The organism is Burkholderia sp. BKH01, from assembly GCF_025685725.1.
GTDB lineage: Bacteria > Pseudomonadota > Gammaproteobacteria > Burkholderiales > Burkholderiaceae > Burkholderia > Burkholderia pyrrocinia_C.
The window spans coordinates 410,833-431,965 of sequence record NZ_JAOTQT010000001.1 but is presented as its reverse complement, the minus strand read 5'-3'; the positions used below and the strand labels follow the sequence as shown (position 1 = coordinate 431,965).

Genomic DNA, 21,133 nt, shown 5'->3' with positions numbered 1-21,133 from the left:
CATTCAATTCCGATGGAGCCGCGTAATGACCCACTCAGCTTTCGCCCAATTCCAGCAAATCTGCCGCAACCACCCTCAAGCGATCGCGCTGGAGTGTGGGCAGGACCGCCTTTCCTACGCGACGCTGCATGACATGACGACGTCGATCGGCGCGCGCATCGCCGCCGCGGGCGTGACGCCCGGCGCGCTGCTCGGCATTTTCCTGCCGCGCGACGTCCGGCTGCCCGCGACGATCCTGGCATCGCTTGGCGCGGGCACCGTCTACGTACCGCTGACCGAGAAATATCCGCCTGAACGGCTGCGCGACATCATCGTCGCGCACGACATCCGGCAGGTCGTCACGACCGCGGAGCTGGCCGCACAACTGCCGCCATCGTGCGGCAAGATCATTCTGCCCGCCGGCGACACGGCGCCGGCCGACTGGCAGCCCGCCGGCGAGCGCCCGGCCGATGCGCCCGTGTACGTCGTGTTTACGTCGGGGTCCACCGGTAGCCCGAAAGGGGTGCTGATCGGCGAGCACAATCTCGCGAACCTGATCGACTGGTACAGGTCATCGTTTACCGACACGCAGCGGCGCTCGGTGCTGGCGTCCACGCAGATCACGTTCGACCTGTCGGTGTTCGAGCTGATCTGCACGCTGTGCACGGGCAGCAAGGTGGTGCTGGTCGACACGATCCTGCAGTTGCTGGACGAAGGGGCGAGCTTCGACGTCAGCATGATCAACACGGTGCCGTCGGCGGCCCGCGAACTGGTGCGTCATCGCCGGTTCCCGCCGGGGACGGAAGTGGTGAACCTGGCCGGCGAGGCGCTTTACCAGGATCTCGTCGACGATATCTACGCCGTGGCGCCGCAGGTCGCCCAGGTGTTCAATCTCTACGGCCCGTCCGAAGACACGACGTACTCGACGGGTTACGCGGTGCCGTGCCACGACGCGAGCCGTACGGTCAGCATCGGCCGTTCGCTGCCGGGCAAGCACGCGTACATCCTGTCCGCTGACCTGACGCCGGTCGAGCCGGGCGAGGTCGGCGAGATCGTGCTCGGTGGCGCAGGGGTGGCGCTGGGCTATCTGAATGACGCCGGCCTGACGGCCGAGAAATTTCCGACGATCCATCACGGCCCGCTGAAGGGGCGGCGCGTCTATCGAACCGGCGATCTCGGCAGCTACGACGGCGACGGGCTGCTGCGCTATCTGGGGCGCGCCGACCGGCAGGTGAAGGTGCGCGGCGTGCGGATCGAACCTGGCGAAGTCGAGGTCGCGCTGCGCAGCATCGACGGCGTGGCGGACGCGGCCGTGGTGAAGGTGCTCGATCTGGCGCGGAACGATCAACTGGTGGCGCTGATCGTCGCGCAACCGCATTGCCCGCCGCTCGACGCCGTTCTGGATCAGTTGCAGATGCAGATTCCGGCGTTCATGGTGCCGTCGCGGATCGAGTTGATCGACGCGATTCCGCTGAACACCAACGGCAAGACCGATCGCACCCGGCTCGAACAGTACGCCGGCGGGCTGTTCGGCGCGGCACCGGCCAACGACGGCATCGAGGACAAGGTTCTGGGTATCGTTTCGAAACTGATGTCGCGGCAGGACATCTCCGCAGATGCCGATTTCTTCCGGATCGGCGGCAACTCGCTGCTCAGCGCCCAGCTGACCTTCGTGCTGCAGAAGGAATTCGCGGTGCCGCTCAACATCGCGGACGTGTTCCAGCACCGGACCATCCAGGCGCTGGCGGCCATCATTCGGGAACGTACCCGGAAAGCGCCTGAAACCGCGCCGCCTGCACGCGGCCTGCAACCGGAGCCGGATGCCGGCGGCGCAGCCGCTGCCGAGGCAGGCTTCGCGACGGCCGCGCAGCGCGGCATCTGGCTGCTCGAGAACAGCCCGGGCGGCCGGGCGGTGTCCAACGCGCCGCTGGTGTTCGAGTACGCGGGCGTCCTGGACCGCGCGTTGCTCGAACGCTGCCTGCAGCAGTTGATGGATCGTCACGCGATCCTGCGCAGCAACTATCTGTGGGAAAGCGGCAACCTGAGGATCCGGGTCGGGGGCCGCGCGCCGTTCGAGCTGCGCACGCTCGAGCTGACCTCGATGCAGCCGGACGAACGGCAGGCGAAGGCGGATGAATGGATCGCGCAGGAGGTCATGCGCCCGTTCGACCTGCGGCGCGATCCGATGCTGCGCGCGACCGACATTCGCTTCAACGCGGCGGCGGGCCGGCTGGTTTTCGTGTTTCACCACATCGCGGTCGACGACCGCGCGCTCAACCTGCTGTTCACGGAGCTGCAACGCCTGTACGACGCAGGCGGCGATCCGGCGGCGATCGGCGCCGCGCCGGCCCGGCAATTCGCGGACTACGCAGCCGCGTCCCGCCAAGCCGGCGAAACGCTCGGCGCCAACCTCGAGTACTGGACGCGCAAGCTCGCGGATTATCGTGGCGCGACCCCGTATCTGGTCGATCCGGCGGTGCGGCCGGCGTCACGGTTCGCCGGACGGCTCCATTTTCATGCCGTGCCGCAGTCGATCAGCCGGACGCTCGATGCGGCGGCCGCGCAGCGCGCGCTCACGCCATTCGCGCTGTTCACGGCCGCGGTGGCCTGCCTGGTGCAGAAGGCGTCGGGTAGCGACGATGTCTGCATCGGGACGTTCTTTTCCAATCGGGATCATTTCACGGAACACGAGTTGGTCGGTTTCTTCGTCAACACCTTGCCGCTGCGTGTGCGGATCGACTCGGCGTGGAACGGCGACCAGCTCGCGCAGGCCGTGTCGGCGACGCTCGCGGACGCGCATTCGCACCGCAACGTGACGACCGAGGACGTGTTCGACGCGTTGCAGATCAACAATACGCTGCGCCGCACCGCGTTTCGCGTGATGGTCAACCTGGAGCCGGAGCAGGCCGAGGTGCTGACGATGGGGGCGCTGACCGCCCGCCGCATGCTGCTCGATCGGCATGTCGCGAAATACGACCTGCTGTTCTCGCTGCGCAAGGAGGAGGGCGACTACCGCGTGCTGGTCGAATACAACACCGATCTCTACGACGGCGATGTCGTTCTCGGGATCTGCACGAACCTCGACAAGGTGCTCGCGGCATTGACGTCCCCCGCGGCTGTCCGTCTTGATTCGATCGCGCTGTCGAACCCGCTCGAGCCCGCCGGCGAGGCGGCGTCGGTCGACGTCGCCGACATCGATTTTCGCGCGGTGGTACGGGCGATCTGGGCCGACGAGGTCGGGAGCCAGGCGTTCGGCGACGATGACAACTTCTTCGACGTCGGCGGCAGTTCGCTGAAGATCATGACGGTCTACGAGAAGCTGTCGAATCTGCTCAAGGATCACGGCGTGGAGAAGGAGATCGACATTGTCGATCTGTTCGAACACGTGACGGTCGCGATGCTCTCCGATTACCTCCACGGACTGATCGAACATGACGCACTTGCACAGTGACATGAGTGACATGGATGCGTGCGCAGCCGGCGTGCCGGACGCACGTCCGGTCGATATCGCGATCATCGGGGTGAGCGCGCGCGTGCCCGGCGCCCGCGACGTCGACGCGCTGTGGTCCCTGCTGATGTCGGGCGAGGACGGCCTGTCGACGTTCGCGCCGCACGAGGTGGCGGCGGAGCTGGCGCAGTTGAACGAGGCGGACCGGGCGCGCTACGTCGCCCGCCGCGGCGTGCTGCCGGGCATCGAGGAGTTCGATGCGGGGTTCTTCAACCTGTCGGCCGCGGAAGCGACCCTGCTGGATCCGCAGCACCGGGTGCTGATGGAGATCGTGTGGGAGGCACTGGAGGATGCCGGCGCCGCGGATTGCGCCGGGCGCAACGTCGGGGTGTTCGCCACCTCGGGCCTGAGCCAATACCTGATCAAGCATCTCCTGTCCGATCCGGCGATTGGCGAGCAGCACGGCCAGTTGCAGCTGCTGATGCTGAACGACAAGGATTTCCTCGCCACCCGGATCGCCTATTTCCTCAACGTGCACGGGCCTGCCGTCAACGTGCAGACCGGCTGTTCCAGCTCGCTGGTCGCGTTGCACTACGCGTGCCTGTCGCTGCTGCACGGGGATTGCGAGATGGCGGTCGTCGGCGGCGTGTCGATCGCGCTGCCGCAGCAGTCGGGCTATGTCTTCGCGGAAAACATGATCGGCTCGCGGGACGGCTTCTGCCGCGCGTTCGACCGCGACGCATCGGGAACGGTGCGTGGCAACGGGGCGTGCGCGGTGGTCCTGAAGCCGCTTGCGCAGGCCCTCGCGGACCGGGACCCGATCTGGGCCGTGATCAAGGGCACCGCGCTCAACAACGACGGCCGCGACAAGGTGGGTTTCACCGCGCCGAGCCCGAAGTGGCAGGCCGACGTGATCGCCGCCGCGTATCGCCGCAGCGGGACAGCGCTCGACGACATCGATCTGGTCGAGGCGCATGGAACCGGCACGCCGCTCGGCGACCCGATCGAGGCGCGCGCGCTCAATCAGGTCTTCGCGCAGGCGGGCGCGAAGCGCACCCGCTATCTCGGCGCGCTGAAAACGCAACTCGGCCACCTGGATACCGCCGCCGGCCTTGCCGGCCTGATCAAGCTGTGTCTCGCGCTCAGGCACGGCGTGATCCCGTCGACCGCGCACTTCCGCGAGCTGAGTCCGCGCATTTCGTTCGACGACGCGCCATTCGCGATCAATACGGAGCCGGTCGCGTGGCCGCGCGGCGCGCGACCGCGATGCGCGGCGCTCAGCTCGTTCGGTATTGGCGGCACCAATGCGCATGTGGTCGTCGCCGAAGGACCGGCGGCGGGTGCCGCTGTCGTCGGGCCCGGCCCGCACGTCATCGTCGCGTCGGCGAAAAGCGCGACGTCGTTGTCGATGCTGCGGCAAGCGTATATCGACGCGCTCGAGGCCCTCGACGACGAGGCAGCGCTCGCGGACTTCGCCTGTTCGACGCGCGTCGGCCGGAAGGCGTTCGAGCACCGGCTGGCCGTGTGCGCCGCCAGTCGGGCGGAGGCGCTCGCCGAACTCCGCGCGGCGCATGGCCAGTTCAGCCCGAAGCCGGTGAGCGGCGTGGCGGTCGAAGCCGGCGACGCACCGGCGTTGGCGACGCTGCTGGGCGTCGAGCCGCGGCTCGGGATCGACGGCGTCAGGGCGCGGCTCGCGGAGTGGGGCATCGCGCTCGACGCCGGTGCGGCGGTCCGGCTGTCAGCCGCGGGCAGCGGGCTGTGCATCGCGCTGCCGGGATCGCCGCCCGTGGCGGTTAGCGCCGGCGCCGGCCAGCTTCAGGCGGCGCTGTGGCGCGCCGGCGTCGCGGTCGACTTCGGTCGCGCGACCGGTGCCGGCTCGGGCAGGCGGACGCGGATTCCCACCTACCGCTTCGACCGCCAACGATACTGGGTCGAACCCGCTCGCGCCCCGCGCGACACCGGACCAACCGGCCGCGTCGCGGCGGCCGGCGCGACGGCCAAGCGACCGGCCAGTCTGGCCGCGCTTGAAGCAACGCTGCTGGCCCAATGGCGCACCTTGCTGGGCGCGCCGGCGTTGCGCGGCACCGACAACGTTTTCGAGCACGGCGCGGATTCGCTGACGGTCGGCCAGTTCGTGTCGCAGTTGATCTCGGAACACGCGCTGCCGATGCACGTGGTGGACTGCTACAGCCAACCCAGCGTCAGCGGGCAGGCACGCCTGATCGGCGAGCGCATTGGGCTGGACGCGGGCCCGACGAAGCTGGCGGCGGCGGGCCCGCGTGAGATCGAAGTCGAGAAATTTGAAAATCTTTGAAGCGAGACAGCCGTGAAGAGCACTCTTTTCCTCAAGAAGAACGTCAAGATCGAGCCGCTGGTGAACCGCTGGCATGCGAATCCGTGGCTGGTCTATCCGCCCACGGCCGCCTATCTGATGCGGCATCACCTGAACATCATGATGTCCTTCGTCAAGCACGCGGCATTGCACGAGAAGGCGTCCGCGAACCCGAAGATGCGCGGCGGCCCGTTCGCGCAGGGCCTCGGCGTTGCCGACGTGCCGGCGATGGAAGCGCTGATCGACGCGACGCGTCGCGCCGGCGCCCACCTGTTCGAGCTGGCCGACGATCTGGATGCGCTGCTGGCACTGCTCGGCGCGGCGGACGGGCACAGTCTCGTGCCGTTCTACGAGCAGGTTCCGCCGCGTTTGCGCGGACTCGTCGAACTGGCCTACCAGGCAGGCAACATCGCCTATCCGCGCCTGCTGGAAGGGCTGTTCTACGACCAGTACGACACCCGGGCGCTGCAGTCCTTCGCGCTCGCCCCGCTGTGGGACGACAGCCGGCCGTTCTGTCTCAGCACGCCTCGGCTCGACACCAGCGGCGACGTGCTGCTGGACATCCCGTTCTCGGACCCCCTGGCGATCGCGCTGACTGCGTCGCGCCGGCAGGGGCTCGACCAGGCGCAGTTCGAGGCGATCCTGGACCGGCGCTCGAAGGGCGTCCGCGCAGAAGCGGTGGCCGCGTTGTTCTCGGAGACCGCGCCCGAGCGGCGCCCGAGCGCCGGGCACGAGGCCCGGGTTCGCTACTTCGGCCACGCGTGCGTGCTGGTCCAGACCGGCGCCGAGAACCTCCTGTTCGATCCGCTGATCAGCTATCCGTTTCCGGGCCAGTCGCCCCGGTTTACGTATGACGACCTGCCCGACGTGATCGACTATGTCGTGATCACGCATGCGCATCACGATCATTTCGTGCTGGAGACATTGCTGCAGATTCGCGACCGCGTGAAGACGATCGTGGTGCCGCAGAATACGCCCGGCGAACTGATGGATCCTTCGCTGAAGCAGAGCGCGCATGCGCTGGGCTTCGAGAACGTCATCACGATGAGCGAATTCGACACGTTACGGCTGGGCGGCGGGACGCTTCACGCGTTGCCGTTTTTTGGCGAACATGGCGACCTGAATATTCGCAGCAAGCTCGGATTCATGGTCGAAACGGGTGAGCGACGGGTGCTGATGGTCGCCGACAGCAACAATCTCGACGACAGGCTCTACGAGCAGGTCCGGCGCCGCTACGGAAAGATCGACACGCTCTTCATCGGCATGGAATGCGAGGGCGCGCCTGTCTCGTGGCTGTACGGCCCGATGCTGAAGACGAAGCTGACGCGTTCGATGGACGACAGCCGGCGGCTCAACGGCTCCGACTCCCGCGCCGGCTTCCGGCTGGCGCAGATCATTGGCGCGGAGCGCGTGTTCATCTACGCGATGGCCCAGGAGCCGTGGTTGACCTTCATCAGCAGTCTCGAATATGACGAAAGTTCCTTTGCGATGCAGGAGGCGCGGAAGATGATCGCCGCCTGTCGGCAGGCCGGTGTCGACGCCAGCCTGCTCAATGGTTGTATCGATATCCCCTTGCAAGCAGGTTGACCGAATGAATCGAATCCGACAGAACCTTGCCCCGCAGATCGCCACGCTGCTGGACGGCATGATCAAGAAGAACGCCTATTTTCCGCGCCGCATCGGCGGCACGATGCAGGCGCACGAGCATCCCGACCATGCTGTCGTTGACAGCGGACTCGCGACCGATACCTTCAACCTGGTGATCAGCAAGGCCGCCGGTCAGCCTCAGGCGGCGGCGACCGCGAGCATCGCGCAGCGCTTCAACGATGCGGGCCTGCCGGCTGCCTGGTGGACCTGTCGCGAGCTTGCCGACCCCGCGTTTCCACAGGTGCTCCGCGAGCATGGCTTCCTGGAAGACGAAACGAGCGTCGGGATGCTCGCCGGGCTGGACCTGCTGCCGCCCGTCGACTATCCGGCGGGGTTCGGCGTGCGCCAGATCAGCGCCCCGGAAGACGTCGCGCGATTCGGCGCGCTGATCGGCGCGCTGTTCGATCCGCCCGACGCGTACGTCGACGCGTTCTACCGGAACGTCGCGGCGCTGGCGATCGATGCGGCGGAACCGCTGAAGCTGTTCGTCGGCGAGATCGACGGCGAGGCGGTGAGCACGGCCGCGATGTATCTCGACGGGGACACCGCGCATATTTTCGATATCAGCACGTCGGCCGCCGTCCGCAAGCGCGGCTTCGCGTCCGCCACCACGCATTTCGTGCTGACGCACGCCAGGGAACGACTCGGCGCAAAGCGGGCCGCGTTGCAGGCGTCCCCGGACGGGCTCAATGTGTATCTGCGCCTGGGCTTCGAGCCGGTATGCGAATTCCTGGTGTATTCGAACCGGGCCGTGATCCAGGAGAGAAGCCATGACCAGCATCGCGCCTAGACTCGACCGGTTCTCGCACGCGAGCGGTGATGCGCCGGCGCTGCCTCGGAAGATGTCGCCGCCAACCGCACCGGACATCGGCGGCACGATCAGGAACCTGGTCCGCCCGTCCGCGCACGGCGCCCATGTCCTGTGCATTCCGTGGGCCGGCGCGAGCATCGAGCGCTTTTTCGGCTGGAAGCAACATCTGCCGGACGGCGTCGGTTTGTCGGGGGTTCAATTGCCGGGGCGCGGCGCACGTGCGCATGAAGCGCTGCCGACCGACCTGCCGGCGCTGCTCGACGAGATCGCTGCCGACTACCTGAAGTTGCCCGATCCGCCGCGCATCCTGCTCGGCCACAGTTTCGGCGCGCTGATTGCCTACGAACTGGCGATGCGCGTCAACGACGCAGCCGGCGCCGCGCCGATCGCGCGTATCGTGGCCTCGGGGTTGTCCGCCCCCAGGGTGATCGCCGAAGAACGGCGGATCGCGCATCTGGACGACGACGCGTTCGGCGCGGAAGTGCTCGCGCTGAACGGCATGCCGCGGGACCTGACCAGCAACCCCGAGTTGCTGCGCTATTTCATGGATATCCTGCGCTGCGACTTCAGGCTGTTCGAGTCCTATCGCTTCAATCCCGACCGGCCGCTGCTGCGCTGCCCGATTTTCGTCTGCAATGGGCGCGCCGATCCCGGCATATCGGAGCAGAGCGTGCGCGCCTGGGCGTCGTTGACCACCGGCGAGTGCAGGTTCCATGACTTCGACGGCGACCATTTCTTCATCACGTCGAACGCGGGCGCGATGCTGCGCCTGACGCTGGAGGCCGACACGGCTTCAGCCTGCTGATTCGACGCGCGGCCACGCCGCGATCCGCATTGCCGAATCCCGCGAAAAAAATCATGAGCACGAACCTGAAGCACAATCAAGCGCTGGTATTGATCCTGATCCCGGTTGCGGCACTCGGCCAGCTGTCGATGGACATGTACTTGCCCGCGCTGAAGAGCCTCCAGGCAGGGATGCGCGCCACCGCCAGCGAGATCCAGCTGACGCTCAGCGCGTTCGTCGTCTGTCTCGGCGTGTCGCAGTTCGCGGTCGGCGAGCTTGCGCGCCGTGTCGGGCGGGGGCGGGCGATCCTGATCGCGCTGATTGCTTTCGTCGTCGCGACGGCCGGTTGCGCGTTGACGTCGGAGATCCGCGTGTTCATTGTGTGCCGCGCCATCCAGGGCATCGCCACGGCGGTTTGCGTGGCCTTGTCGTATGCGGCAATCACCGACAACGCACAGGACAGTCAACAAAGCATGCGTGGCGTGACGGCGCTGACGGTCTGCTCGATGATCTCGCCGCTGATCGCGCCGGTGATCGGGTCGCAGGTCCTGCAGTTCTCCGGTTCGTGGCGGAGCGTGTTCCTGCTGCTGCTCGGCCTGTCGCTGGCCGCGCTCCTGCTGTTCTGCGTGCAGCCGACGGGCCGTTTCGATGCGCGCGCGCCAGCCGAGCCGACGCCGGGCAGGACGGCCTATCTCGCGATCGTCGGTTCCTCTCGTTTCTGGCGATACGCGGTGCTGTGTTCGATCGGAACGACGATCAATTTCTGCTTCGTCTCGTTCCTGCCCGGGATCCTGCTGGTCCAGCACGCGGTCACGCAGAACGCATTTTCGGCGGCGCTTGTCTCGTGCGCGCTGGCCGAAATCGTCGGCGCGCTGCTGGCGCCCCGGCTCAGCAAACGGATCGGTCTGCCCGGCTTGACGGGGCTGGCCTGCGTTTGCTGCGCGCTCGGCGGTGCGGGCGTCACGTATTTCTCGACGGTACCCGATGCCGTGGCACGGGTGGTCGCCGCGTTTGCGCTGGTGGAGCTGGGAACCGGCATGCTGATCGCGCCGTGCTTCTCCGCCGCGCTGTACCTGTTCCGGTCGACGTCGAACGAGGCGTCGTCGATCTGCGGGTTCCAGCAATTCGTGATCGCCGCCGGCATGGCGACGCTCGCGACGGCGATGCAGTGGCAGTCGGGGTATGCACTGGGCAGCCTGATCATGGCGGCTGCGCTGGTCGGCGCTGCAATCTGCTGCACGCTGCCCGGGGAGGCCGGCGCCGGCCTGGAGGGGGCGCAGTCGCCCGCGGGGTCCGAGTAAGGAACCTGCCTGCTGTTTCGCCGTGCGGCGGGAGCGGGGCGATGCGGCAGCAGCCGGGGTCGACATCGTCGAATCCCGGCTGCTGGGGGGGTTACTGATAGAACGGCTTCGCGCCGGTCACCATCACGCGCCGCATGATCCGGTTGCCGACGGGCGGCGTCGGGGAGTTCGTGTGGATCAACGACGCGTTGTCCCAGATCACGAGATCCGCCGCGGCGTAGCGATGCCGGTAGATGAACGCCTCGTTCGTACAGTGCGTGAAGATGCGGTCCAGAATGTCGTCGCTTTCCTCCGGCGAATAACCTTCGATTCGATCCGTATGTGCCCAGTTGACGAAAATCGAGCGCTTGCGCGTTTCCGGATGGGCGCGCACCGCGGGATGCGAGACCGTCGGCTTGAAATCCTCCTCGGCGATGTTGAGGTCGAAGCCTTTCTTCCTGCACCGCTTCACCAGGCTGCCGTCGAGGCTGAAGATCGCATTCCTGCCTTCGATCGCCGCCTTCAGATCGTCGGGCAGCGTTTCATAGGCATCGAACATGTTGGCGAACCAGGTGTCGCCGTGCGCTTCCGGGACTGACTCGGCATAGAAGAACGTCATTTTCGCCGGATGCTCGAGATAGCACAGATCCGAATGCCACAGCTCGAACGGCGGCGTCGGATAGCCCACCGGCTTGCCGTCGACCGTCACGTTCGACACCACGGTGATTTCCGGAAACGCGGAGGTATTGGTCGTCATCGGATGCGGTTCGAGCGCACCGAAGTCCCGGCATGCGGCGACCTGCTGCCCGCACGACAGACGCTGTCCGGGAAAGACCAGCAGTTGATGTTCCGCCAGAAGCCCGACGATGTCGTCACGGGTCTGAGGCGACTGGGGTTGCGAGAAATCGATCCCGGTGATTTCCGCGCCGAGGGCGGACGACAGTTTGCGTAGTTTCATTTGGAGTCCTTTGATGATGCAGGATGAGCGTGGTGTGTAGGCTTGGAAATGATGACGGATGGCGCGTCGTGCGCGCGTGCACGCTTGATGAAGGGCGTCAAGAAGGAAGTTGAAGCCGATTAAAAAATATCGTCCGCCCAGGTGCATGTCTAGCTATGAACTCTCACAGGTCGCATGTAGTTGCGTACGCATCTAAGTCGGAACGATCGGACGGAGTCGGTGGACGTTGCTTCGGATGGGTTGACTCGGGCGTGAAGTGCGGAAGGAGTCCGTAGCGAATTCGACGGCGATCTGCTCGCCACGACCCTCCGCAACGCGTTGTCGTGGCCAATTCGATACGTTTGCATCAACAAAATCAAGTATTACGCATAATTATGTTCAATATGATAGATTCGGTTGCCTAAATAATTACATTCCTGACAAATTTAACAGTTATACTTAAACCTTGCGAATCGTTACATTCGGGGGGGCAATAAATCCATTTCTCGTTGAATAGGAGGGGACGTGAATCATCGAACCCGGTTGGGTGGGTTGTTTTCAAGGGTGATTTCAAGCGCGACCGCAATAATCGGGCGAGTGGCTATTGATGCCTACCCAGGAGCGCGGGAAATCCGCTTCTCCATTGAAAATAGAAGCGGTTCGCCGGGGGCGCTTGCGAGGATGCAGACATGCACGCTTTGATTAAATTTTGGCTAAATGAATTTTCGGCCAGTGAAAATCCGGATCACATCAATTCTGTCTTGACACATGCGGCATCGGCACTGGGCCTCGAGTATGCGACATACGCGATGAGGCGGCCCTTTCCGATCCGCAATCGCCAGATCGTCATGGTGTCGAACTGCCCGGTTCGGTGGCGGGAACGCTGTATAGACGCGCAATTCGTCAATATCGACCCGGTTTTCAAGGCGGCGATCGGCAGCGACAAGCCGGTAGTGTGGTCCGCCCAGCACGGTGCGTCGAGGAGCCGGTTCTGGGACGAAGCGCTGTCGTTCGGCATCGCTCACGGCTGGTCGTCGGCATCAAGGGGCGCAGACGGCACGCTCGGCATTCTTACCCTGTCCAGAAGCGGCGATCCGATCGAGCCCGCCGAGAAGATCCTCAATCAGAGCACCGTACACTGGCTGGCTCACGCCGCGCACGTCGCGATGGCGCCCTTTCTGCCGGCCGGCGACGAATTCGATCCGACGCTTACGCAGCGAGAGACCGATGTCCTGAAGTGGACTGCCGACGGAAAGACGGCCTACGAGATCTCGCTCATTCTCAGCATTTCGGAAAGCACCGTTAATTTTCACGTCAAGAACATCGTGTCCAAGCTGGGCACGGCCAACAAGGTCCATGCGGTCGCCAAAGCCGCGCTGATGGGCATGCTCTGACGAATCGGCGCGGATGAAGTCGAAGCAGTCACATCGACGCGTCGACCTCATGCGCGACGAGAAAGTCGACGATGTGCTTCACGACATCGGCGTTGCCGCGGCACAGCGCGTAGTGATCGCCCGAAATGGCAACGCTGCCGGCGCTATGGCGCAAGCGCCCGCCGATCGCAAGCGACCCCGCCGGATCGACATGCCTGTCCTCCGTCGCAACGATCGACAACGCCTGGTGCTCGATTTTCTTCGCGACGTCGATCAGGTCGACGTCGCGATACGCAAGGTAATTGATGCCATACCTGTGCAGATGCGGGCCGGATGAAAACGGCTCGGACAGGAACGCCTGGAACTCGTTCGGGTTCCTCAACTGCGCCGCCGAGATCTTCTCCTGGACCGAACCGGCGAGCGTGGGACTGCGCGCCGCCAGCGACAACAGGATGTCCATTTGCCGCTGAACGTCGGTCGGCGCGGATACCGCCGCCGGCAACAGATATTCGCCACTGACCAGCACCATGCGCGCGATGGTCTCGGGATGGTGAAGCGCCGCCAACATCGCGACGCCCGCGCCCGAACAATAGGCGATCACGTCGACGGGCCCCGATCTGCCGCCCGGTCGCGCGCCGCGGATCACGCTGGCCAGATCACTCGCGTGCGTGTGCACGGCAAATCCGTCCGTGTGCGCATCCCGCTCGATGTCCAGCACGAAGCGCGACTCCCACGTCACGACGTTGAAATGCGGCCGGAGCGCGGCGTAGCATCGCTCCAGCATCGCCTGCCTTGCACCAAACGGCAGCACGACCACGACATCCGGCGCGTCGGGATGGTCGACGGAAATGAACGCATTCAGTTCACGTCCGTCGTGGGCAACGATCGATCTTCGATGCATGTCGGGAAACCGGGTGAGGTTGCGGACCGAGGGAACAGGGTGCAAGCGCGTCAGGCCGGGCGCAACGCGCCGCGCCGCCATAATCTGACGAAGGGCGACGTCATGGCGGTCGTGCCCAGCGCGACCAGCAGCAGAACCGCATACGAGCTCCGCGACAGCGCGTGGATCTGCAGGCCGGCGGCCAGCACCACCAGTTCCACGAGCCCGCGCGTGTTCATCAGCGAGCCGACCAGCGCGGCGTCGCGCCGGGTCAGTCCGCACACTCTTGCGCCTAGGTAGGCGCCACCGAACTTGCCGAAGAACGCAACGCACATGAACGGCAGGAACCACTGCCACAGCGACGATCCATCAAAATGCTCGAAGGTCACGGACAACCCGGAATAGACGAAGAACACCGGCAACAGCACCGTGTTCACAAAGCCTTCCATCTTCGACTCCCACTGCTCTCGCAGGCCCGGCACATCGCGCAGCATCACGGCGGCCAGCAACGCGCCGAACGCCGAGTGGGTGCCGATCTCCGTGGTCGCCCATGCCGACAGCAACACATACGGAACGACCACACTCAGCAACATCGCCGACGACGCATTCTTCACGGCATCGGCTGCCAACGGCAACACGACGAAGCGGACGACGATCTTCGAGATCAACAGGAACACAGCGATGCCGGCGACGATCTTCCATGTCCCGGACGCATCCGGTCCCGCCATCGCCACCGCGGAGACGAACGCCAGCATTACCCAGCCGACAAGATCGGTCAGCATCGCGGCGGACAGAGCGAGCATCGAGGGCGGCACGTCGACGAGATCCATGTCCACGACGATCCTGGCCATCACCGGCAGTGCGGAAACCGACAGGGCGACGCCGCAGAACAGCACATAGGGCAACTCGGCGATCTGCGGCGCGAGTGCGTCGTGCGACAGATAGCCGATCGCCATGCCGCCGACCAGGGGCAGCAGCATGCCGGCCAGCGCGACCACGGCGGAGGCCGGCACCTTCTTCAGCGATCCGGGGTTCGACATCTCGCCGAGGTTCATGTGCAGACCGATCTGGAACATCAGCGCGATCACGCCGAGCTCGCCGAGATGGGACAGGCCGACGGACGCGGCCGGCCCGAAGATGGCCTGATAGAAAGGCATATCGAGCGCTCCCAGTACGGCGGGCCCGAGTACGATGCCCGCGGCCAGTTCGCCGACGACCTTCGCCTGCCCCATCCGTTGCGCCAGCCAGCCGAAGCAACTGCAAGCGGTGAGAATCAAGGCCAACTGCATCAACCACATAACCATCCAAAGCCTCCTCGGCTCGATCGAAATGAAGGCGGGTAATCCATCCCGGGAATGCGTTCGCTCCTGCACGGCGGTGCGCGAAGCATCGCCAGTACAAAGCAATCCCCGACGTCCGGCAACTGCGAACTCTGATAGTCGAGCGATGTCATGCGGCCGGGCATCCGATCGACGCCGACGTCTTCAAGGTGCATTCGCCATACCGGCGCGAGCCCATCAACCGGGCTCGGGGCCTGTCTGCCGGATCGCCGGCGGAGGTGTCACCGCTTGCCCCAAGCATCGATTTTAATTTTTGAATCGATCGCTTAGGGGCACTCGGCGAAAAGTCGCGAATCGCGGCCGACCCACCTGTGGCGGGGGATCAGCAGTCACGGATACGACGTTACGATCGGCTCGGCAACATAGTTTGCGATACTGAAGAATCGATAGTTGCTCAGCAGATCCGGCGCCGGGAACCCCTCCGGATGAATCCGCCCGTAAATCGGGCTGTCGGGGCGCAGGCCGGCCAGGGTCAACGCGAGCGTGAATTCGTTGAACGGCGCCATGAACTGACGCGACACGAAATGCATGCCCCAGTTGAACACCGACGGGAGCTGCTCGGTGCGCAACCACGTGTCCGGCCCGCCCGGCGCACGCGCGCAAAGATTCTCCGCCCACGGGCTATGTCCTTCCACGATGAGAAAGCCGTGCTTCGCGTGGCGCTTCCAGCGGGTCAGGAAATCGATGAGATCCGCAGCCGCCACGTAACCGGGAACAAGGCCTTCCGCATCGCTGTACGCCACCTTGAACGCACGCTTGATCTGGTCGAGCGCGATCGGCAACCCGGCCTCATCCGATACTGTCAGGATGCCTGCATAGTGCTGGTCGATAACCGCGCGCAGGCGAGCTCGATCGACGGTGCGGAGATGGCGCTCGAGGATCGCTTCGGCGGCGTCCTTGCGCCGGATGCTCAACCGGCGGTTGTGGACCAGGAACATGAAGGTATGCAACAGGTCGCTCAGCCGCGCCGGGCGCACGCTGCCGTCCGGCTGCCTGACGGTCAAGCCGCTTTCGGCCACGGCTTCGTCGTAGCGGTCGGGCTGGGAAATGTCGGCGGCGATCACGCGTACCTGCACACCGGGGATGTCCTTCAGCACAGACAGCGTGGCGGCGGCGCGACCGCGCGCGGATTCGTTGTAGTCCGCGCCGATCACGAGCAGCGGATAGGTCGCGAGGTGTCGGCCGCGCCGCGTCGACGTAATGACGTATTCCGCCAGGCGCTTCACTGCGCTGCCGTCGCCGCAGCCCATGTCGGCGATGCCGGCCGGCTGGCGATCCAGCGGCGTGTCGTCGAACAGCTCGCGCAGGATTTTCGTCGTGATCTCCTGCGACGCCGGCCCCGACCCCGCGCCGCTCGACGCATACACGTTCATCACGCGATCGATGTGGCCGTCGCTATCGATATCGAGCGGATCGGGGTTGCCGAACAGGAGTTCGTCGAGCAGCGCATACGAACGCAGATAGGATGCGGGCAACCCCGCGTATGGGGCGGCAATCGGCCGGTGAATCCGGCCCGACTCGGTGAGGCGCACCTTTTCCCGATCGATTTCCGCCATGCCGAACTTGCACATCAGCGCCCATGCCGCGTGCAGGACGACAGGATCAGCATGCGGCCAGGCGCCGACCGCAACCCCGCCGGGCTGCTCGTCGAACTTGCCGAGGATTCCGGGCGCCGACTGCGAGTACTGGCCATCCGGCTGTCTGTCGAACACCGGCATATCGAGCGCGACCCAGGTCGGGCCGAGCAGCAGGCCGTCCATCGCCGTGCGTAGCTGTCCATTCACCTGGCGCTCCAGATCGGTGGCCGGGGGCGGAAGCTCCGGCCAACCCGCCACGCAGATCCGCGCGAGCTGCGCATACAGCACGCTGTCTTTGGCCGCCACGCGCGTTCGATGACATAGTGCATGCAGATGCTGGAGCACCGACGTGGCATCCGCCAGTTGCTCGAACAGCGGCCGGGCGCGCTCGACGCACGCGACGACATATTCACCGGCCGGGGTGAGCGCATATTCGGCGTCTTCGTCGCCGCGATCGAGGGTCAGCCAGCCGGCCAGGCTCAACAGGTTGAGGGCGCCCCACAGCACCCCCAGGTTACGGGTCGGGTCGGGCTGGCGGGACTTCGCGAACGCGCGCATCGAGCGGGGCACTCCGGCCCGCAGGCCGCGGAACGCGCCGGCAAACACCAGGCGCGCCAGCGTCGGCACCAGCACGATGCCGCTTGCCCAGTTGCAACTGCGCGTATAGGCCATCACGCGCTGCGCATCGTGTCGGCCGATGCGCAGCGTGGCCGCATGCGTGTGTTGCTCGAGCTTGACCGGCAGCTCCATGTCGAGCACCTCGACGCCGATCGAGGTACCGGCCGACAGGCCGAGCAATGTGCACGTTTCGTCGGGATATGCGTCGAGATAGCGTTCGAGCTGCCGGGCCAGCGCGGTGGTGGAATCACTCAGGTCGAATCGGGCGTGCATGTTGGACGGTCTCACAGGGTCGAAGGTTGAGCTGCAATGGGTGAAGGTGCATCCGAATCGGCGTGCGCTACGGCAACCGCCGGCGCGGCGCCGCGAGTCCGCGGCGCGAGATGGGCGGCCAGCGCGCGAATGGACGGGTAGTCCCAGACCGCGGACGGATCGACGGTCACGCCGAACGTCTCGCTGAATACGATCGTCATTTCGACGGCGAGGATCGAGTCGAAGCCGATCTCGGCGAACGTCGACTCGCGCGTCAATCGAACCTTGCGGTGCTTGAGGCGCTCACCCAGCCACGCGATGAGCCATTGTTCGACGGCATGAACCTGCTGGCGATCGATCAGGCTCGCCGGCTCGTTCACGATCGGGGCCGCCGCCGAACCGACGTCTTCGCCGGCTGGCGCGTCGGGCGCGCGGGAGACCGAACGCGCGTCGGCATTGGCGTCCAGCAACGGATCGACGAGTTGGCTTGCGCCCGGGATCGTTTGCTCGATCGAGCCGATCTCGAACCCGGTGCGCGCTGCCCAGTCGTTCAATTCCGCCGACGTGGCCAGGGCAGAGCGCAGGCCGACCTGCCGCTGCGCCGCCTCGATCGCGAGTTCGTACTGGCTCTGCGCCCAGCGCAGCGCGCCGTCGTCGATGCGCTGCTGCGCAGCCGCGCGTTCGATCACCGCCAGCAGCAGTCCCCATTGCGCGACCGTGCCGAGCCAGTAATTGACCCAGACGGCGGCGTGCGCGGCGCCGCCGAGTTTCGACGCATTGGCGAGCCCGTCTTGTGACAGCTGTGCGCCCAGCTGGCGCAGCTCCATGGCCAGCGCGCCCGCGCTCAGCGCACTCTCCAGATAGCGCAGCAAATCGTCGCTTCCGTTGAGCAGACGGCTGCCCAGGTGAACCAGCAGCGTTTCGGTCGGCCCCTCGAAGATGCGGGTCAGGCGCGCGTCCCGGAAGATTTGCGGCGCCAGATTGGTCTCGATATAACCGCGGCCACCCAGGAACTGCATCATCTCGTCAGCCGATTGCGACAGCAGCTCGGAGCCGAGAATCTTCGATATCAGCAGGCAGTCTTCAGGCAGCGCGACGCCGAGGTCCAGCTCGGCGGCCAGGTGCTCGACCAGCGCGTTGAGCCCGTCGATGCGGTCCCGCAGCTCGCCCAGGCGCAGGCGGCTCAGCGGATTGTCCAGCAGCAGTCCGGTGCCGATCTGGCGCCGCGTCCCGAAGCGATGCATCAGCTGCGCACAGCGTTTCATTCCGCCTACGCAGACGGCAGCGATGCCGAGGCGCGCGATGTTCATCGCGTGCTGCGCCACGCCCATCCCTTGCCCGATGTCGCCGAGCCGGTACGCGTCGCTGATCCGTGCGCGATCCAGATGCAGCGAATTCTGGGTCATGCCGCGCACGCCCATCGTCAGCTCCTCGGCGCCGATCCGCACGCCCGGCGTGCCGGGTCTCACCGCCAGGCCGACCATCCCCGTGCCGTCGGCCTGCCTCGCGAACACATTGATGATCCCCGCCCACGCGGATGAGCCGCTCCAGCTCTTGTTCCCCGTGACCAGCCAGTCGCCGGACTCGATGCGCTGCGCGCGGGTGGCAATCGCGCGCACATGCGAGCCCGCGGCCGGCTCCGTGATCGCGAATGCGGCGAGCATCCGGCCGCTCGCGAGGCTCGGCAGCAATTCCTCGCGCAATGGCGGCTGCGCATGCTGCATGATCGGCATGATCCCGAGCGTGTTGTTCAAGGCGACGAAGAAAGCAAGGGTCGAATCGATCGCAGCCAACTGCGCAAACACGCGCGACATGTCGCGCTGGCCGAGGCCGAGGCCGCCGTACGAACGGTCGATCGGCATGCCGAGCAGGCCCCGGTTCCCGAAATCGAGCACGACGTGCGGCGGAATGGTGCGACGCTCGTCGATGGTTCGCGAATCGATCCGCGTGCGGGCGTAGTGCCTGAGCCAGTCGTTCAGTTCGTCGACGGTGGCGCTGTCCTCGCGCCGGCGCTCGTTGGCCGCCGGCTTGTCGATGCCGGTGGGCGGGCGCGCGGGTTGCCGGCGATCGGGCGCCGGCGCGTGCGTGCCGGCGTCGACGTCCCACTGCGCAAGGATCGTCAGCGTGCCGTCGTGCAGCTGCGTGCGGCACGTGCTGCGGCGCACCTTGCCGCTCGACGTTTTCGGCACGCTGCCGGGCGACACCAGCACGATCGCGCTCGGGCCGATGTCGAGGCGGTTCCAGATCGCCTGGCGAATCGCGTCGATGAAGCTGTCGAGATTGCCCTTGCGCTGCGTGCGCTCGACTTCCGCCACGACGATCAGGCGCTCGGCGTCGACCTGGTCGTCCATGAAGGCCGCGCAGCCGTTCGGCACGAGTTCCGGCACGCCGACGATCAGCGCGTACTCGATGTCTTCCGAGTAGTAGTTGCGGCCGGCCAGGATCACCATGTCCTTGAGCCGGCCGGTGACGTAAAGCTCGTTGCCAAGAATGAAGCCGAGATCGCCGGTGCGCATGAACACCTGATCCCGATGGCCCGCCAGACTGTGCTGGAAGGTCGAATGCGTCTGCTCGTCCAGATGCCAGTAGCCGGCGGCGACGCTCGGGCCGGCCACGCAGATTTCGCCGATGGTCCGATCGGCGCAACGCTCGTTCGTCTCCAGGTCGCGCACGATCACCTGTTGTTCGCCGTCGGTGCGGCCCACGCTGACCAGGACCCGTTCGCCCGGGCGATCCAGCGGCTGAGGCGACACGCCCAGGAACTCGCTGCGCGGCACCACGGATTGCCGCTGGAGGGCGGCCTGGTCGACGCACAGCGTCCGGATCGGATGCTGCTCCGTGCGCCCGGCGACGTACAGCGTCCCCTCCGCCAGCCCGTAGCACGGCAGGAAACCGTCGGCGCCGAAGCCAGCGGCGGCGAAGCGCCGCGCGAAATCCGTCAAGGTGCTGGCGCGCACCGACTCGGCGCCGTTATAGGCGACCCGCAGGCACGACAGGTCGAGCGTCGCCAGCTGTTCGTCGGAGATTCGCCGGCAGCACATCCGGTATGCGAAATCCGGCGCGCCCGTCAGATCCGCACGGTACCGACTGATCGCACGCAACCACAGATACGGATGCTGGATGAAGCGTTCCGGGGCCATCAGCACGCTCCGGAAGCCGCCGTAGAGCGACGTCAGGATCACGCTGATCAGGCCCATGTCGTGGTACGGCGGCAGCCAGCTGACGATCGTGCTCTGCTCGTCATAGGCGAGCCATTCGCGCATCAGCCCCAGGTTATGCATCAGGTTGCCGTGCGACACCATCACGCCCTTGGGGCTACCGGTGGTCCCCGACGTGTATTGCAGAAAGGCGATCTGGGATGGCTGCACGCGGGCGGGCGAATGCACGGGATCCAGCATCTGCGCACCCCCGACGTCGAGCAGCGTGCTGCCGGATGCGTCGGTATCGGCGAGCCAGGTCGTGCAGCGCGCATGGTCCTCGGCCGAACACAGAATCGTGTTCGCGCCTGCGCTCTCGACGATGCCGGCGATCCGCACCATATGCTGCCTGTTGCGCGGCGGGTAGGCGGGAACCGCGATGGCGCCCGCATACAGGCACCCCATGAAGGCACTGACATAGTCGAGCCCCGGCCGGCACAGCAGCAGGACCCGGTCGCCGATGTCGACCGCGTTCTGCTGCAGCAGCGCGGCGACCCGGCGGGCGCGCGTGTCGAGCTCCGCGAAGGTCATCGATTCGGCCTGTTCCTGTTCGGGCGGGCCGCTCAGGAACACGTAGGCGGTTTTGTCGCCGAGCGTGGCGGCCCGGTTCTGAAGCAATTCGCTAAGCGTGGTCGGCAGGGTCGCAGTGGTCATGATGTCGTCGGAAGAGGAATGAAA

12 protein-coding genes are annotated in these 21,133 nt (G+C 65.9%); 7 read left to right on the top strand and 5 right to left on the bottom strand.

The features are described 5' to 3' along the window. Positions 1–25: 25 nt before the first annotated feature. The 6 genes from OEJ37_RS01870 to OEJ37_RS01845 are packed head-to-tail and all read left to right on the top strand — an operon-like array spanning position 26 to position 10,302. Entirely contained in the window at positions 26–3,430 is a 3,405-nt protein-coding gene (locus tag OEJ37_RS01870; protein WP_263342999.1) for an amino acid adenylation domain-containing protein, read from the top strand. Next, on the top strand, positions 3,411–5,741 hold the full coding sequence (locus tag OEJ37_RS01865) for a beta-ketoacyl synthase N-terminal-like domain-containing protein (protein ID WP_244130791.1): 2,331 nt from the start codon (positions 3,411–3,413) through the stop codon (positions 5,739–5,741). Before OEJ37_RS01870 ends, OEJ37_RS01865 begins: the two co-directional genes overlap by 20 nt. 12 nt (positions 5,742–5,753) lie before the next feature. After that, a complete protein-coding gene (locus tag OEJ37_RS01860) occupies positions 5,754–7,346 on the top strand; it encodes an MBL fold metallo-hydrolase (RefSeq protein WP_263342998.1) in 1,593 nt (530 codons plus the stop codon). Between the two features lie 4 nt (positions 7,347–7,350). Next, entirely contained in the window at positions 7,351–8,196 is an 846-nt protein-coding gene (locus OEJ37_RS01855) for a GNAT family N-acetyltransferase (protein WP_263343146.1), read from the top strand. Next, a complete protein-coding gene (locus OEJ37_RS01850; protein ID WP_263342997.1) occupies positions 8,177–9,022 on the top strand; it encodes a thioesterase II family protein in 846 nt (281 codons plus the stop codon). The genes OEJ37_RS01855 and OEJ37_RS01850 overlap by 20 nt, the downstream gene beginning before the upstream one ends. A gap of 53 nt (positions 9,023–9,075) precedes the next feature. Then, the gene (locus tag OEJ37_RS01845; protein WP_263342996.1) at positions 9,076–10,302 is read left to right on the top strand and encodes an MFS transporter; all 1,227 of its coding nucleotides are present in this window, start codon (positions 9,076–9,078) and stop codon (positions 10,300–10,302) included. Positions 10,303–10,393: 91 nt separating this feature from the next. On the opposite strand, the gene OEJ37_RS01840 is transcribed toward OEJ37_RS01845, so the two are convergent. Then, the gene (locus OEJ37_RS01840; protein ID WP_174418863.1) at positions 10,394–11,239 is read right to left on the bottom strand and encodes a TauD/TfdA dioxygenase family protein; all 846 of its coding nucleotides are present in this window, start codon (positions 11,237–11,239) and stop codon (positions 10,394–10,396) included. Between the two features lie 668 nt (positions 11,240–11,907). On the opposite strand from OEJ37_RS01840, the gene OEJ37_RS01835 reads away from it, so the two are divergent. Further along, entirely contained in the window at positions 11,908–12,612 is a 705-nt protein-coding gene (locus tag OEJ37_RS01835; protein WP_174418816.1) for a LuxR family transcriptional regulator, read from the top strand. Positions 12,613–12,640: 28 nt separating this feature from the next. Here OEJ37_RS01835 and OEJ37_RS01830 read toward each other — a convergent pair whose 3' ends face one another. From OEJ37_RS01830 to OEJ37_RS01815, 4 genes are all read right to left on the bottom strand, one after another. Next, complete coding sequence (locus OEJ37_RS01830; RefSeq protein ID WP_263342995.1) at positions 12,641–13,492, bottom strand: alpha/beta fold hydrolase; 852 nt, start codon at positions 13,490–13,492, stop codon at positions 12,641–12,643. 50 nt (positions 13,493–13,542) lie between these two features. After that, on the bottom strand, positions 13,543–14,775 hold the full coding sequence (locus OEJ37_RS01825; RefSeq protein ID WP_263342994.1) for a cation:proton antiporter: 1,233 nt from the start codon (positions 14,773–14,775) through the stop codon (positions 13,543–13,545). A gap of 365 nt (positions 14,776–15,140) precedes the next feature. Then, positions 15,141–17,279: a hypothetical protein gene (locus OEJ37_RS01820; RefSeq protein ID WP_263342992.1), complete on the bottom strand. Its 2,139-nt coding sequence runs from the start codon at positions 17,277–17,279 to the stop codon at positions 15,141–15,143. Positions 17,280–17,290: 11 nt separating this feature from the next. Next, entirely contained in the window at positions 17,291–21,109 is a 3,819-nt protein-coding gene (locus OEJ37_RS01815) for an AMP-binding protein (protein WP_263343144.1), read from the bottom strand. Positions 21,110–21,133: the final 24 nt, after the last annotated feature.

Bases quoted from the DNA above. Each gene is read 5' to 3' on its own strand.
- OEJ37_RS01850 (WP_263342997.1), top strand. From the start codon at position 8,177: ATGACCAGCATCGCGCCTAGACTCGACCGGTTCTCGCACGCGAGCGGT.
- OEJ37_RS01835 (WP_174418816.1), top strand. From the start codon at position 11,908: ATGCACGCTTTGATTAAATTTTGGCTAAATGAATTTTCGGCCAGTGAA.
- OEJ37_RS01825 (WP_263342994.1), bottom strand. From the start codon at position 14,775: ATGGTTATGTGGTTGATGCAGTTGGCCTTGATTCTCACCGCTTGCAGT.
- OEJ37_RS01870 (WP_263342999.1), top strand. From the start codon at position 26: ATGACCCACTCAGCTTTCGCCCAATTCCAGCAAATCTGCCGCAACCAC.
- OEJ37_RS01865 (WP_244130791.1), top strand. From the start codon at position 3,411: ATGACGCACTTGCACAGTGACATGAGTGACATGGATGCGTGCGCAGCC.
- OEJ37_RS01815 (WP_263343144.1), bottom strand. From the start codon at position 21,109: ATGACCACTGCGACCCTGCCGACCACGCTTAGCGAATTGCTTCAGAAC.
- OEJ37_RS01845 (WP_263342996.1), top strand. From the start codon at position 9,076: ATGAGCACGAACCTGAAGCACAATCAAGCGCTGGTATTGATCCTGATC.
- OEJ37_RS01855 (WP_263343146.1), top strand. From the start codon at position 7,351: ATGAATCGAATCCGACAGAACCTTGCCCCGCAGATCGCCACGCTGCTG.
- OEJ37_RS01830 (WP_263342995.1), bottom strand. From the start codon at position 13,492: ATGCATCGAAGATCGATCGTTGCCCACGACGGACGTGAACTGAATGCG.
- OEJ37_RS01840 (WP_174418863.1), bottom strand. From the start codon at position 11,239: ATGAAACTACGCAAACTGTCGTCCGCCCTCGGCGCGGAAATCACCGGG.
- OEJ37_RS01820 (WP_263342992.1), bottom strand. From the start codon at position 17,279: ATGCACGCCCGATTCGACCTGAGTGATTCCACCACCGCGCTGGCCCGG.